The sequence below is a fragment of the Sphingomonas sp. GW821-FHT04B01 genome, assembly GCF_059420425.1.
The window spans coordinates 430,013-443,322 of sequence record NZ_JBWKTR010000001.1; the positions used below are offsets into that span (position 1 = coordinate 430,013).

14 protein-coding genes and 1 tRNA gene are annotated in these 13,310 nt (G+C 68.9%); 9 read left to right on the top strand and 6 right to left on the bottom strand.

The genetic code is table 11. The features are described from left to right. Positions 1-160 precede the first annotated feature (160 nt). Positions 161-2,452 (top strand): CDC48 family AAA ATPase, encoded by a 2,292-nt coding sequence (locus AC07UH_RS02150; protein ID WP_038664079.1) that lies wholly within the window; start codon positions 161-163, stop codon positions 2,450-2,452. A 99-nt stretch (positions 2,453-2,551) separates the two neighbouring features. Here the strand turns inward: AC07UH_RS02150 and AC07UH_RS02155 are convergent, their stop codons facing one another. Together AC07UH_RS02155 and AC07UH_RS02160 are read right to left on the bottom strand one after the other, a co-directional pair. Further along, entirely contained in the window at positions 2,552-3,790 is a 1,239-nt protein-coding gene (locus tag AC07UH_RS02155; protein ID WP_137899721.1) for an MFS transporter, read from the bottom strand. 64 nt (positions 3,791-3,854) lie between these two features. Beyond that, positions 3,855-4,178, bottom strand: a complete 324-nt coding sequence (locus AC07UH_RS02160) for an antibiotic biosynthesis monooxygenase family protein (RefSeq protein WP_495179491.1) — start codon at positions 4,176-4,178, stop codon at positions 3,855-3,857. A gap of 181 nt (positions 4,179-4,359) precedes the next feature. Here AC07UH_RS02160 and AC07UH_RS02165 point away from each other — a divergent pair, with 181 nt between their 5' ends. Both AC07UH_RS02165 and AC07UH_RS02170 read left to right on the top strand, forming a co-directional pair. Further along, complete coding sequence (locus AC07UH_RS02165) at positions 4,360-4,971, top strand: class I SAM-dependent methyltransferase (protein ID WP_137899717.1); 612 nt, start codon at positions 4,360-4,362, stop codon at positions 4,969-4,971. 89 nt (positions 4,972-5,060) lie between these two features. After that, complete coding sequence (locus tag AC07UH_RS02170) at positions 5,061-5,546, top strand: MarR family winged helix-turn-helix transcriptional regulator (RefSeq protein ID WP_137899718.1); 486 nt, start codon at positions 5,061-5,063, stop codon at positions 5,544-5,546. 20 nt (positions 5,547-5,566) lie between these two features. Here AC07UH_RS02170 and AC07UH_RS02175 read toward each other — a convergent pair whose 3' ends face one another. Continuing rightward, positions 5,567-6,736, bottom strand: coding sequence for a phospholipase D-like domain-containing protein (locus AC07UH_RS02175; RefSeq protein ID WP_495179490.1), 1,170 nt, complete (start codon positions 6,734-6,736; stop codon positions 5,567-5,569). Between the two features lie 121 nt (positions 6,737-6,857). On the opposite strand from AC07UH_RS02175, the gene rpoZ reads away from it, so the two are divergent. Further along, entirely contained in the window at positions 6,858-7,202 is a 345-nt protein-coding gene (gene rpoZ, locus AC07UH_RS02180) for a DNA-directed RNA polymerase subunit omega (RefSeq protein WP_038664062.1), read from the top strand. Positions 7,203-7,533: 331 nt separating this feature from the next. Here rpoZ and AC07UH_RS02185 read toward each other — a convergent pair whose 3' ends face one another. Next, complete coding sequence (locus AC07UH_RS02185) at positions 7,534-8,205, bottom strand: RlmE family RNA methyltransferase (RefSeq protein WP_038664060.1); 672 nt, start codon at positions 8,203-8,205, stop codon at positions 7,534-7,536. 13 nt (positions 8,206-8,218) lie between these two features. Next, the gene (locus AC07UH_RS02190) at positions 8,219-9,241 is read right to left on the bottom strand and encodes a Ppx/GppA phosphatase family protein (protein WP_495179489.1); all 1,023 of its coding nucleotides are present in this window, start codon (positions 9,239-9,241) and stop codon (positions 8,219-8,221) included. 174 nt (positions 9,242-9,415) lie between these two features. Here AC07UH_RS02190 and AC07UH_RS02195 point away from each other — a divergent pair. From AC07UH_RS02195 to AC07UH_RS02205, 3 genes are all read left to right on the top strand, one after another. Continuing rightward, positions 9,416-9,489 (top strand) — tRNA-Gln (locus AC07UH_RS02195). Between the two features lie 14 nt (positions 9,490-9,503). Further along, on the top strand, positions 9,504-10,349 hold the full coding sequence (locus tag AC07UH_RS02200) for a DUF429 domain-containing protein (RefSeq protein WP_495179488.1): 846 nt from the start codon (positions 9,504-9,506) through the stop codon (positions 10,347-10,349). Between the two features lie 7 nt (positions 10,350-10,356). Continuing rightward, positions 10,357-10,914, top strand: a complete 558-nt coding sequence (locus AC07UH_RS02205; protein WP_495179801.1) for an isochorismatase family protein — start codon at positions 10,357-10,359, stop codon at positions 10,912-10,914. Positions 10,915-11,094: 180 nt separating this feature from the next. Here AC07UH_RS02205 and AC07UH_RS02210 read toward each other — a convergent pair whose 3' ends face one another. Further along, positions 11,095-11,577 carry a TlpA family protein disulfide reductase gene (locus AC07UH_RS02210; protein WP_495179487.1) on the bottom strand — a complete coding sequence of 161 codons (483 nt, stop codon included), beginning with the start codon at positions 11,575-11,577 and terminating at the stop codon, positions 11,095-11,097. 127 nt (positions 11,578-11,704) lie between these two features. On the opposite strand from AC07UH_RS02210, the gene argH reads away from it, so the two are divergent. Beyond that, a complete protein-coding gene (argH, locus tag AC07UH_RS02215; RefSeq protein WP_081974555.1) occupies positions 11,705-13,072 on the top strand; it encodes an argininosuccinate lyase in 1,368 nt (455 codons plus the stop codon). Continuing rightward, a complete protein-coding gene (locus AC07UH_RS02220) occupies positions 13,069-13,305 on the top strand; it encodes a hypothetical protein (protein ID WP_495179486.1) in 237 nt (78 codons plus the stop codon). Before argH ends, AC07UH_RS02220 begins: the two co-directional genes overlap by 4 nt. Positions 13,306-13,310 lie beyond the last annotated feature (5 nt).

The window sequence follows — 13,310 nt, forward strand, 5'->3', positions numbered from 1 at the left end:
TGCGGACGACAAAAGGGACGGGCCTTTCAGGCATCCTCTCCTAAAACTTTCACGGGCCGGCCCTTCGGGGCTGGCCCTTTTTTTGGTTCGGCGCGCGGTGGCGCAGGCGGAACCGTCTCCCTATCTCGCACGCTCGAAACGGTTTCGAGGATCAACGTGCATGGCCGATAGCGATACCACCACCCGCAAGATCCAGGTGGCGAACAGCCGTCCGGAAGATTCCGGCCGCGGCCTGGCGCATCTGCCGCGCAGCCTGATGGCGGCGCTGGGGGTGGGCGAGGGCGACGTCATCGAGATCGTCGGCAAGCAATCGACCCCCGCGCGAGCGGTCGGGCCCTATACCGAGGACGAAGGCATCGAGGTGCTGCGCATCGACGGTCTGCAGCGCGCCAATGCCGGCGTCGGCGCGGGCGATTTCGTCGAGGTGCGCAAGGTCGAATCCAAGCCGGCGACGCGCGTCGTCTTCGCACCGGCGCAGGCGAACCTGCGCCTGCAAGGCCAGCCGCAGGCGCTCAAGCGCACCTTCTTCGGCCGGCCGTTGTGCCAGGGCGACGTCGTCGCGACCGCGGGGCACCAGCGCGTCGGCAACATGCCGCCGGGCATCCAGCAGTTCATGAACGCGCCCGCTTATGCCTTGCAGGAAATCCGCCTCGCGGTCGTCTCGGCAAGCCCCAAGGGCGTCGTCCATATCGACGAGAATACCGAGATCGAGCTGCGCCCCGAATATGAGGAGCCGACGCAGCGCCGCGCCGACGTCACCTATGACGATATCGGCGGCATGGCGACGACGATCGACCAATTGCGCGAGATGGTCGAACTGCCGCTGCGCTACCCCGAATTGTTCGAGCGGCTGGGGGTAGAGCCGCCCAAGGGGCTGCTGCTCTACGGCCCGCCGGGAACGGGCAAGACGCGGCTGGCGCGCGCGGTCGCCAATGAATCGGACGCGAGCTTCTTCCTGATCAACGGGCCGGAGATCATGGGCTCCGCTTATGGCGAGTCCGAAGGCAGGCTCCGCGAGATCTTCGAGGAGGCGGCCAAGTCGGCGCCGTCGATCGTCTTCATCGACGAGATCGATTCGATCGCCCCCAAGCGCGGCAACGTGCAGGGCGAGGCGGAGAAGCGCGTCGTCGCGCAGCTGCTGACGCTGATGGACGGGCTCGAATCGCGTGCCAATCTCGTCGTCATCGCCGCGACCAATCGGCCCGAGGCGATCGACGAGGCGCTGCGCCGGCCGGGCCGCTTCGACCGCGAGATCGTCGTCGGCGTGCCCGACGAGCGTGGACGGCGCGAGATCCTCGGTATCCATACGCGCGGCATGCCATTGGGCGACAAGGTCGATCTCGCCGAGCTGGCACGTACCACCTACGGCTTCGTCGGCGCCGATCTCGCCGCGCTGACCCGCGAGGCGGCGATCGAGGCGGTGCGGCGGATCATGCCGAAGCTCAATCTCGAGGAGCGCACCGTGCCGCCCGAGGTGCTCGATACGCTGTCGGTGACGCGCGAGGATTTCCTCGGCGCGCTGAAGCGCGTCCAGCCGTCGGCGATGCGCGAGGTGATGGTCGAGGCGCCGCGCGTGCGCTGGGAGGATGTCGGCGGGCTCGATGCCGCGCAGACGCGGCTCAAGGAAGGCGTCGAACTGCCGCTCAAGGACCCGGACGCGTTCCGGCGACTGGGTATCCGGCCGGCCAAGGGCTTCCTGCTCTATGGTCCTCCCGGCACCGGCAAGACCTTGCTCGCCAAGGCGGTCGCGCGCGAGGCGGAGGCGAATTTCATCGCCACCAAATCCTCCGATCTGCTGTCGAAATGGTATGGCGAGAGCGAGCAGCAGATCAGCCGGCTGTTCCAGCGCGCGCGTCAGGTCGCGCCGTGCGTGATCTTCATCGACGAACTAGACAGCCTCGTGCCGGCACGGGGCTCGGGGGCGGGCGAGCCGCAGGTCACCGAGCGCGTGGTCAACACGATCCTCGCCGAGATGGACGGGCTGGAGGAGCTGCAGTCGGTCGTCGTGATCGGGGCGACCAACCGGCCCAATCTGATCGATCCGGCGCTGCTGCGGCCGGGGCGATTCGACGAACTGGTGTACGTCGGTGTTCCCAATACCGAGGGGCGGCGGCGCATCCTGTCGATCCAGACGCAGAAGATGCCGCTCGCCGGCGACGTCGATCTCGATCGGGTGGCGAAGCGGACGGATCGCTTCACCGGTGCCGATCTGGAGGACGTGGTGCGCCGCGCCGGCCTGATCGCGCTGCGCCGGTCGTTGCAGTCGACCGAGGTGACGATGGCCGATTTCGAGGAGGCTCTGACCGAATCGCGGGCGAGCGTCACCCCCGAGATGGAGAAGGATTACGAGCAGATCGCCTCGCGCCTCAAACAGGATGCGGCGGCGATCCAGCCATTGGGCTTCATCTCGCCCGGCCAGTTGCAGAGCCGCGGCGGCAAGGCGGATTATTGACCTCTTTCCGTTCGCGCTGAGCCTGTCGAAACGCCGCTCTCCCCAAGCGTCATGCCGGCGGAGAGATGGGCTTCGACAGGCTCAGCCCGAACGGATCGGCTAGCCCCGCTCCCTCAGGCTCGCCCATGCGTAGCCGAACAGCAGCAGCAGCGCGGCCGCCGCCGTCAGATACGGCAGCGATCGCGCGATTTCGTACAGCCCGACGCCGATCGACGGACCGAGCACGAAGCTGGCGCCGTTGACGCTGGTCACCTTGCCCGCCACCGAACCCTGCGCCGCCGGGCCGACCGCGAGGCTCGATCCGGCGGTGAATCCCGGGCGGGTGAAGCCGAAGCCGAGATTGGCGAGCGCATAGGCCGTGGCGATGCCGTACAGCGACGTCGCCACCCCGGTCAGCGCGACGCCCGCCGCCGCCAGTATCAGGCCGGTCAGCACCAGCCGGCGCGGGCTGAGCCCGAGCAGCGGGATCACGCCCCATTGCACCAGCAGCGCCGCGCCTGCGCCCATCATCAGCACGATTCCGGTCGGCTCGAGCGCCTGGGCGGGCGGGATCGCCAGCCGGTCGATCACCAGGAAGCCGATCGCCTGGCTGGTCATCGCCTGCGCATGCCCCATCACCAGTCCGGCGATCATCCAGCCGCGCACGCGGCGGTCGAGATAGCCGACGCGCTCGGCGTGCGGTGCGGTGGCGGCGGCGACGCTCGCGCCGGTCGGTGCGCCGCCGATCGAGGGATAGGCGGACGACGCACCATGTTCGCGATGCCCCGCACGCCGGTCGTCGGGGAGCAGCACCCGTACCGCGATCCACACGCCGACGCCGAACAGCGCGAAGACGAAGGCGGGGCCGGCGAGCCCGATCTCGACCCCGCCGATCGTGCCGAGCAACAGATAGGGCGCGATCGCCGGGCCGAGGATGGTGCCGAGCCCGAACGCGCTCGCCAGCAGCGTCAGCGCGCGGGTGCGATCCTGCCGGCTCGTCTCGCCGGCGACCAGCGCCTGTACCGCCGGCGGCGCGGCCGAGCCGAACGTGCCGTAGATCAGCCGGCCGCCGATGAAGCAGCCGAACGCCGCGGTGCCGCCGATCCAGCCGTTGATCCCCGCCGCCAGGAACAGCCCGCACAGGCCGAGCGACACCGCGAAACCACCGACGCCGAGCAGGATCAGCGCGCGATGGCCATGTCGGTCGGACCGGTTCGCCCAGAACGGCGCGGCGATCACCCACAGCAAGGCCGAGACCGAGAACGCCGCGGCCACCGCGCGATCGGCGACGCCGAGCGAGCGGCCGAGCGCCGGCAGGATCGACTGCAAGGCGGTATTGCCCGCCGCGATCGTCAGCATGACGAGGAAGAGCAATGCGAAATGCGGATCGATCGCGCGCGGGTCCGCCCTCACCTCTGTACCCTCACGGACGCGTCCAGGCATAGGCGCGCGTCGTCGTCGTCACCGTGACGCGATACCAATCGTACCAGCATGCGCGACCGCGTTCGCGGATCGTCACATGCTCGGGATGGTCGCGCCACGCCTGCGCGCTCACGGTATCCGCCCAATAGCTGATCGTGATGCCGACCCCGTCGCCGTCGCGGACGCTGTCGACGCCGCGATAGCCGGGCTGCGCCGCCGCCAGCGCGTCCATCGCCGCGGCGGCGGCGTCGTAGCCCGCCGCATCCTCGCCATTGCGCCGCGATACGAAGATCACCGCGACCTCGCCTTCATCCTCCCGCTGCATCGCCGCTCATCCCCCGTGCCGCCCCCTTCCTACGCCTCCGTTCGGGCGGGGCAAGCGGGCACCGCTGCGATGAACCGCGTGGCCAAACGCAACCGTGTGTCTTGAAACGCGTTCGGAAAACGTGGCACGGGGTGTCACCCGCGTGTCGACGCGGGCCGATCACGAGAACGACAGGAACACGATGCCCAGTCCGACCACCGCCGCCCGGCGCAATTCCCGTCCTGCCGGCGTGCCGAGTCCGGTCGCGATGTTCTTCCAGGGGTTCCTCAAGCATCCGGTGATGGTCGGTTCGATCATCCCGTCGTCGGACAAATTGATCCGCAAGATGCTCGGCCCGGTCGATTGGAGCGCGTGCAAGCTGTTCGTCGAATACGGGCCCGGCGTCGGCACCTTCTGCCGCCCGATCCTCGAGCGGATGGCGCCGGACGCGACGCTGATCGCGATCGACACCAATGCCGACTTCATCCGCTATCTCGATCATACCATCACCGACTCGCGCTTCGTCGCGGTCGAGGGATCGGCGGCGGACGTCGAGCAGATCGTCCGCGACCACGGGCACGACCATGCCGATTACGTGCTGTCCGGCCTGCCCTTCTCGACGCTGCCCGCCGGCGTCGGCCCGGCGATCGGCGCCGCGACGCACCGCGTGATCCGCCCCGGCGGCGCTTTTCTCGTCTATCAATTCTCGCCGAAGGTGAAGGATTTCCTCACCCCGCATTTCGAGCGGATCGATCACGACATGGAATGGTGGAACGTTCCGCCCGCCCAGCTCTATTGGGCATGGAAGGATTGATCGCGAAAGGCGACGATCGCGAAATTTAGCAACGTTTCCGGATGTGAATCCGCTTCCCTTTTATCCAGGGTTAAGTTAGCCCGTCCGTTATGGACGCACCCAAGCTCTCGTCTGCCTTGTTCCTGCACGATTCGGCGATCCGCCGCGGCATGGAATTGATGATCTTCGCCCAGTCGCGGTTCGTCCGCAGCGCAGACGACAAGCTCGCCGAGATCGGCCTGGGACGGGCGCATCATCGCGCGATGTATTTTATCGGCCGCAAGCCCGACATCACCGTCGGCGAACTGCTCAATCTGCTCGGGGTCACCAAGCAATCGCTTGGCCGGGTGATGAAGGATCTGGTCGATCGCACCCTCGTCCAGATGCGCCATGGCGATCACGACCGCCGCCATCGGCTGCTGCGGCTGACCGACGCCGGCGAGGCGCTCGAACAGGCGCTGTACGAGGAACAGCGCGAGAAGATGGCGCGGGCCTATTCGCACGCCGGCCAGGAGGCGGTGGCGGGCTATTGGTCGGTGCTTGAGGCGCTGATCCCCGAGGCTTCGCGCGTCCATGTCGACGCACTGGGACGCTGAGGGGCGGGATAGCCCTCGCCTTATTCGTCGATGCCGAAATTGAGCCCGCGCGACACGCCGGGATCGACCACCGCGATCATCAGATAGGCGAAGAACTGGCGGATGCGCTGCACCGGGCCGGTATGCGCCTTGTACCATGCCTTGGTGATCGGCTGCGACCGCGCGATCTCGCCCTCGACATAGCTGCGCACATGATCGGCGAAGGCGCGATCCTCGACGCGGAACATCAGCTCCATGTTGATGAACAGGCTGCGCATATCGAAATTGGCCGAGCCGACGTGGACGGCATCGTCGATCACGTACAATTTGGTGTGCAGCTTGGTCGGCTGATATTCGAAGACCTGCACGCCCTTGCGCAGCAGGCCGGCATAGGTGAAGCGCGCCGCGGCGATCGTCGCGGCATTGTCGGATTTGGCGGCGGTGACGATCCGCACCTTCGCCTTGCGCCGCCCCGCCTTGTCGAGCCGGCGCAAGATGGTGGGCGAGGGAGTGAAATAGGCGGCGATGATGTCGATCCGCCTGCCGCGGCGCAGGTCGTCGCGCACCGCCCGCGCCCAGGGCGACAGCCGCCGCGTCGGGCCGCCGATCAGCCACCGCGTCAGCCCGCGCGTCTCGCTCCACCGCGACAGCGCCTTGTTGAGGTGGCGCACCTTGCCCTTGGGCGCGCGCACCCAATCGTGCAGCGCGTCGAAATAGCCGGCGAGCCGCCCCGCCGCCGGCCCCTCGACCAGCAGGCCGAGGTCGCGCCACGCTTCCTCGGCGGGGGTGCCGAAATAATCGTCCTCGACGTTGAAGCCGCCGATGATGATCCGCTGGGCGTCGCCGCCCGCGTCGGCGAGCGCGAGCTTCTGGTGGTTGCGCAGCAGATAGCGGCGGCCGAAGCGCGGCGAGAAGCGGCACACCGAAACGCCCGCCGCGCGCAGCGGCGCATAGAAGGCGTCGTCGGTCTCGCTGCCGAAGCCGTCGACGATCAGTGCGGTGGCGACGCCGCGATCCGCCGCCGCGATCAGCGCGGCATTGACGCGCCGGCCGGTCTCGTCGTCGGCGTAGATATAATAGAGGATGCGCAGATCGGTCTTCGCGCCGTCGATCAGCGCGAGCAAGGCGTCGAGCCGCCGCGGCCCGGTGTCGAGCAGCGTCAGCCGGTTGCCGTCGACGGTGAACGTCGGTTGGGGGGCGGGGGCGGCCATCGCCCGTCTGTGGCGATTGCGCCGCCGCCGCACAAGCGCGCCCGCGCATTTCTTGACTTTGCGGGCACAGGCGCCTAGTCCCCCGCCTTCACTGCATCGGTATTTGCGAAGGAAAGCGTCCATGGCGCGCGTCACTGTCGAGGATTGCGTCGACAAGATCCCCAACCGCTTCGATCTGGTCCTGTTCGCCGCACAGCGTGCGCGACAGATTTCGGGCGGCGCAGAACTGCTGCTCGATCGCGATCGCGACAAGAATCCGGTCGTCGCGCTGCGCGAGATCGCCGACGAGCTGGTCCGTCCGGACAATCTGGAAGAGGCGGTGATCAACAGCCTGCAGCGCGTCCAGATCGACGACGACGACGAGGTCGATGCGGTCGGCTCGCTGTCGGCCTCGGCCGAGGCGCTCCGCCTGACCGCCGCCGCGCCGCCGCGGAACCAGAATCTGGGTGCCGATTACGACGGGTGAGCGATCGGTCGGCGGATTGGCCTGGCTAATCCGCGCCTCGGACCGATCCTCTGCCAGCGGGCGCTAGCCCGACTAACGACGCGGCTTTGCCGCGTCGTTTGCGTTTGGGGGATGCCTGCCTCCCTTGTCATCCCCGCGCAGGCGGGGATCCATAAACGCTGACGCTCGTGACAAGAGCCGCGACATCCGCGCGTATGGATCCCCGCCTGCGCGGGGATAACGAGGGTGGGGTCAGGGACGACGTCTCGGCCCCCGCCGCGCAAAGCCGCGTCGTCAGTCGTCGCGTGCCGCGACGCTGGCCGGGGCAGGTCCGCGACGCGGACTAGCTGCGCTACTCCGCTGACCTGCCCTTGAACCCCTGCGCCACGACGAACCATTCCACCGAGCCCTTGCGGCTCGACGGCGGCTTGGCGTGCTTCACCGTTGCGAAATTGCGCTTCATCTCGGCGACGAGCTGCTGGTCGGCGCCGCCGGCGAACACTTTCGACACGAACGTGCCGCCCTTCTCGAGCACCTCGACCGCGAACGCCAGGGCGGTCTCGACCAGCGCCATGGTGCGCAGCGCATCGGTCTGCGGATGGCCGACGGTGTTCGCCGCCATGTCCGACAGCACCAGATCGGGCGCGCCGCCCAGCGCCTCGATCAATTTGCCCGGCGCGGCATCGTCCATGAAGTCCATCTCGAAGATCGTCACGCCGTCGATCGGATCGACCGGCAGCAGGTCGATGCCGACCACCGCCGCCTTGGGCAGGCGCCGCTTGATGACCTGGCTCCAGCCCCCCGGCGCGATGCCGAGATCGACGACGCGCTTCGAGCCGCGGATGATGCCGAACCGCTCGTCGAGCTCGATCAGCTTGTACGCGGCGCGGCTGCGATAGCCCTCCGCGCGCGCGCGCTTGACGTAGGGATCGTTGAGCTGGCGTTCGAGCCAGCGCGTCGATTGCGCGGTGCGGCCGCGCGCCGTCTTGACCCGCGTGCGCAGGCCGCCACCATCACGGCTCACGCGATATTCCTCTTCACGGTCGGGGACTCCCCATCAGGCGTCGCAAAATGCCCTCGCGGATGCCGCGATCGGCGATACCCAGCCGTTCGGCGGGCCAGAGGTCGAGGATCGTCTCGAGGATCGCGCAGCCGGCGACGACCAGATCGGCACGCTCCGAGCCGATGCAGGCGAGCTGCGCGCGCTCGCGCACCGATTTGCGCGCGAGGTCGGCACTGATCCGCCGCATCGCATCGGCGGGCACGATCAGCCCGTCGACCTGCGCGCGGTCATAATGGCTGAGCCCGAGATGGACGCTGCCCAACGTCGTCACCGTGCCGCTGGTGCCGAGCAGGCGTGGCCGCGCCACGTCCATGGGCAGGCGCGCGGCGAAACCGGCGAAGCTCTCCGCGACAATGTCGCGCATCCGCGCATAGGCCGCCAGCCGGCCACTCTCGCCCTCGCCGCCGCCGGCATGTTCGGTCAGCGACACCACGCCCCAGGGCGCCGAATGCCAGTCGAGCACGCGCGGCATCGCGCCAGGTTTGGTGTCGATCAGCACCAGCTCGGTCGAGCCGCCGCCGATGTCGAAGATCAGCGCGGGGTCGTCGCCCGGCTCGATCAGCGCATGGCAGCCGAGTACGGCGAGACGGGCCTCCTCCTCGGCGGAGATGATGTCGAGATGGATGCCGGTCTCGGCATAGGCGCGGGCGATGAAGTCGGTGCCATTGGCGGCGCGGCGGCACGCTTCCGTCGCCACCGAGCGGGCGAGCGTGACGTTGCGGCGCTTCAATTTGTCGGCGCAGACGCGCAGCGCCGCGATGGTGCGCTCGATCGCGGTGTCGCTGAGCCGCCCGGTCGCGGCAAGGCCTTCGCCGAGTCGCACAATGCGCGAAAAGGCATCGACCACCGCGAAGCCGTCGCCCTGCGGGCGCGCGATCAGCAGCCGGCAATTGTTGGTGCCGAGGTCCAGCGCGGCGAACGCCTGCGCATCGGACCAGCGGCCGCGTGGCGGCCGGCTCGGCGCCGGACGGGCAGGGGGCTCCTGCCGGTACGGCATTCGGGCGGATCGATCCCCCATAGCCGTGGTGACTTTCTGTTTTCTACTGCCGTCGCGGGACGATACCCGCTCGGTGCTTGCCCCCTAGGTAGCGCGGACGGGGGCTTGCGACAAGCGGAGGCGTTTGCCCCGTTGACAGCCCTGCACCTGCCCCCTAAATGCGCCGCCTGCGATTGCCCGATCCTCTAATGGTAAGAGAGCGGACTCTGACTCCGTCAATCAAGGTTCGAGTCCTTGTCGGGCATCCAGTTTTCATCGCCGCATGCGCGATATCCCACCCCCTCTGAACGCTGACGTCGTGCTCGGCATCGACGCCGCCTGGACCACGACGCGGCCGAGCGGGGTCGCGCTTGCCGTGCGGCAGGCGGGGCGATGGACGCTGCGCGCGGTGGCGCCGTCCTATGACCATTTTCTCGCGCTCGCCGAAGTCACGCCGCTGACGACGCGGCCTGCGGGGTCGTTGCCGGATGCGGCGGCATTGCTCACGGCGGCGGCGCGGATCGCGGGGAAGGCCGTGGCGCTGGTCGCGATCGACATGCCGCTGGCGCATGCGCCGATCGTCGCACGGCGGCCGTCGGACAATGCGATCGCCCGTGCGTTCGGGGCGTGGCATTGCGCGACGCATTCGCCGAGCGCCGACCGGCCGGGGGCGCTCAGCGACACGCTGCGCGCCGGCTTCGCCGCGGTGGGCTATCCGTTGCGCACAGGTGACGCGAGCGCGGGCGGCCTGATCGAGGTCTATCCGCATCCGGCGCTGGTGCGGCTTGCGGGCGGCACGCGGCGGCTGCCGTACAAGGCGGGCAACAGCGCAAAATACTGGCCCGGTGAGCCGCTCGCGATGCGACGCGGGCGGCTGCATGCCGAGTGGCGGCGGATCGCCGCGTTGCTCGCGACGCGCTTCGACGGGCTGGCCGATCAGCTGCCGCCGCTCGCTGATCACCCCGCCGGCTTCGCGGCCAAGGCGCATGAGGATATGCTCGATGCGATCGTCTGCGCCTGGGTCGGCGTCACCGCGCTGGACGGGGAGGCGGACGCGTTCGGCGACGACGACTCGGCGATCTGGGTACCGCGGGCGCTGTCGGGAACCGGGGTGGATGCGGCCGGTTGAAGCCGGCATGCCGACGTTCGATCCCCGCTCCACCGCCCTCATCCTCATCGACTTGCAGGACGGCATCGTTGCCGGCGACAAGGGGCCGCACGGCGCGGCGGCGGTCGTCGCCGCCGGCAAGACGCTTGCCGACCGCTTCCGGGCGCAGGGCGCGCCCGTGGTGCTCGTCCACGTCGGCTTCACTGCCGGCGCTATGCCGAGCCTGAACGTCGATCAGCCGCGCCTGCCCGCCGAGGGGACGCCACCGGCGTTCAGCGTGCTGGTCGAGGGGCTGCGGCAGGACGGCGATATCGTCGTGCTCAAGCATCATTGGGGAGCGTTCACCGGCACCGACCTCGACCTGCACCTGCGTCGCCGCGGCGTGGAGACGGTGGTGATCGCCGGGATCGCGACCAATTTCGGCGTCGAATCGACCGCGCGGACGGCGTGGGAATTGTCCTATGACGTGGTGATCGTCGAGGATGCGTGCACCTCGCGCTCCAGCGACCTGCACGACTTCGCGATCCGCCACATCCTGCCGCAGATCGCGCGGGTGGTCAGTGTGGAGACGGTGACGTTGGGGTGAGGGACTTAAACGATCCCGTTTGCCGAAGGTAGCAACCTCGCCCGACCCGTCACCCCGGACTCGTTCCGGGGTCCACCGATCCGCAGATGTGCGGTTCCGCCTCAAGCCTCACTCCTCGCCGCAGGATGGACCCCGGAACGAGTCCGGGGTGACGGAAAGGGTGGGATGACGGCCTGGACCTCACCCCGCTTCGGCGATCAGCTTCGCCGCCGCGGTGCCGTTCCAGTCGTTGCCGCCGTTCCAGCGCCAGACTTCCTTGCCGGCCGAATCGAACAGGATCGTCGTCGGCAGATTCGCGCTCCAGCCGGTCGACAGCGCCATCTTGTCGTCGAGATAGGGCGTCAGCGTCGGCGCGCCATGCGCCTTCAGGAAGGCTGGCACCTTCGCCGCGGCGCCGGTGTCCTGGCTGATCGCGGCGACGCGGATCTTGCCGCTTTTCGCCAGCGCCTCGAGCGTCGGCAGCTCGGCGACGCACGGCCCGCACCATGTCGCCCAAAGGTTTACGAGCACCGGCTTGCCCTTGAACGCCGCCAGCGTCGTCGGCCTGCCGGCAGCGTCCTTGAACGCGGTAGCGGGCGCGGCCTCGCCCTTGTGGCTGCGATCGACCCCGATCTGCGCGGTCGCGGCGGCGCCCGTCGCCTCGTCGGGCGAGGCGCCGGTCACGTTTGCTTGCGCGTTCGCTTGCTCGGGGGGCGGGCTTTGCCTATCGCAGCCCGCGGCGGTGAGCGCCAGGAGACAGACGATCGCGACGCGCGCGGAAGAGGCCAAGAGCATGAGCGGTTCCAATTCGATGTGGGGCGGCAGGTTCGCCGAGGGCCCGGCGGCGGTGATGCGTGAGATTAACGCATCGATCCCGTTCGACAAGCGGATGTGGCGACAGGATATCGCCGGATCGAAGGCGCATGTCGCGATGCTCGCGCAACAGGGCATCGTCTCGGCCGCGGATGCCGCGACGATCGACGCCGGTCTCGACGTCGTCGCCGCCGATTATGCGGCGAACGGCGTGCCGGAGGATCTGGCGCTCGAAGACATCCATATGCTGACCGAGGCGAAGCTGGCGGAAGGCATCGGCCCGGTCGCCGGCCGGCTGCACACCGCGCGTTCGCGCAACGACCAGGTCGCGACCGATTTCCGTCTGTGGGTGCGCGATGCGATCGACCAGGTGCTCGCCGCGCTCGACGCGCTGACGCAGGCGCTGCTGACCCGCGCCGAGGAGCATGCGGACGCCGTGATGCCCGGCTTCACCCATCTGCAATCGGCGCAGCCGGTGACGCTCGGCCATCATCTGATGGCCTATGTCGAGATGGTCGCGCGCGACGTGTCGCGCTTCCGCGACGCGCGGGCGCGGATGAACCTGTGTCCCCTGGGCTCGGCGGCGCTGGCGGGAACGAGCTTCCCGCTCGACCGGCAGATGACCGCCGCGGCCTTGGGCTTTGACGGGCCGACGCGCAACAGCCTCGATGCGGTCAGCGACCGCGACTTCGCGATCGACTATCTGACCGCGGCGACGCAGACCGCGCTGCACCTGTCGCGGCTCGCCGAGGAATTCGTGCTGTGGGCGTCGCAGCCGTTCGGCTTCGTCGCTTTGTCCGATCAGTGGTCGACCGGCAGCTCGATCATGCCGCAGAAGCGCAATCCCGACGCCGCCGAGCTGGTGCGCGGCCATGCCGGGCGCATCCTCGGCTGCCAGACCGCGCTGATGGTGACGATGAAGGGCCTGCCGCTCGCCTATTCCAAGGACATGCAGGACGATAAGCCGCCGGTGTTCGAGGCGCACGACCTGCTCGGCCTGTCGATCGCGGCGATGACCGGGATGATCGAGAGCGCCACCTTCCGCACCGACCGGATGCGCGGGCTCGCCGAGAGCGGCTTCGCCACCGCGACCGATTTCGCGGACTGGCTGGTGCGCGAGGCGGGGTTGCCGTTCCGCGAGGCGCATCACGTCACCGGCCGCGCGGTGAAGCGCGCCGAGGAACTGGGCGTGCGGCTCGACGAACTGCCCTATGCCGAATTCGTGGGCATCGACGCGCGGGTCAACGAGAGCCTGTACGACGTGCTGTCGGTCGATGCCTCGGTCGCCAGCCGGACCAGCTTCGGCGGCACCGCGCCCGCCAACGTGCGCGCCGCGATCGCGGCTGCGCGGGAGAGCCTGTCATGACGCGCCTGATCCCTCTCGCACTGGTGCTGGCGCTCGCCGGCTGCGGTGCCGCCAAACAATTGCAGCCGGCCCCGGGCGCGTCGTTGCCGCCCGCACCATATGGCGCCAAGGCGACGCCGACCCCGGCGCAATTGCTCACCCCGACGGCGCAGCAGCGGCCGCAGCGCAGCGACGAATTGCTCAGCAATTCCGAACAGCGGCGCAGCGACGATTTCGACCTGCCCCCCAATTGATTCAG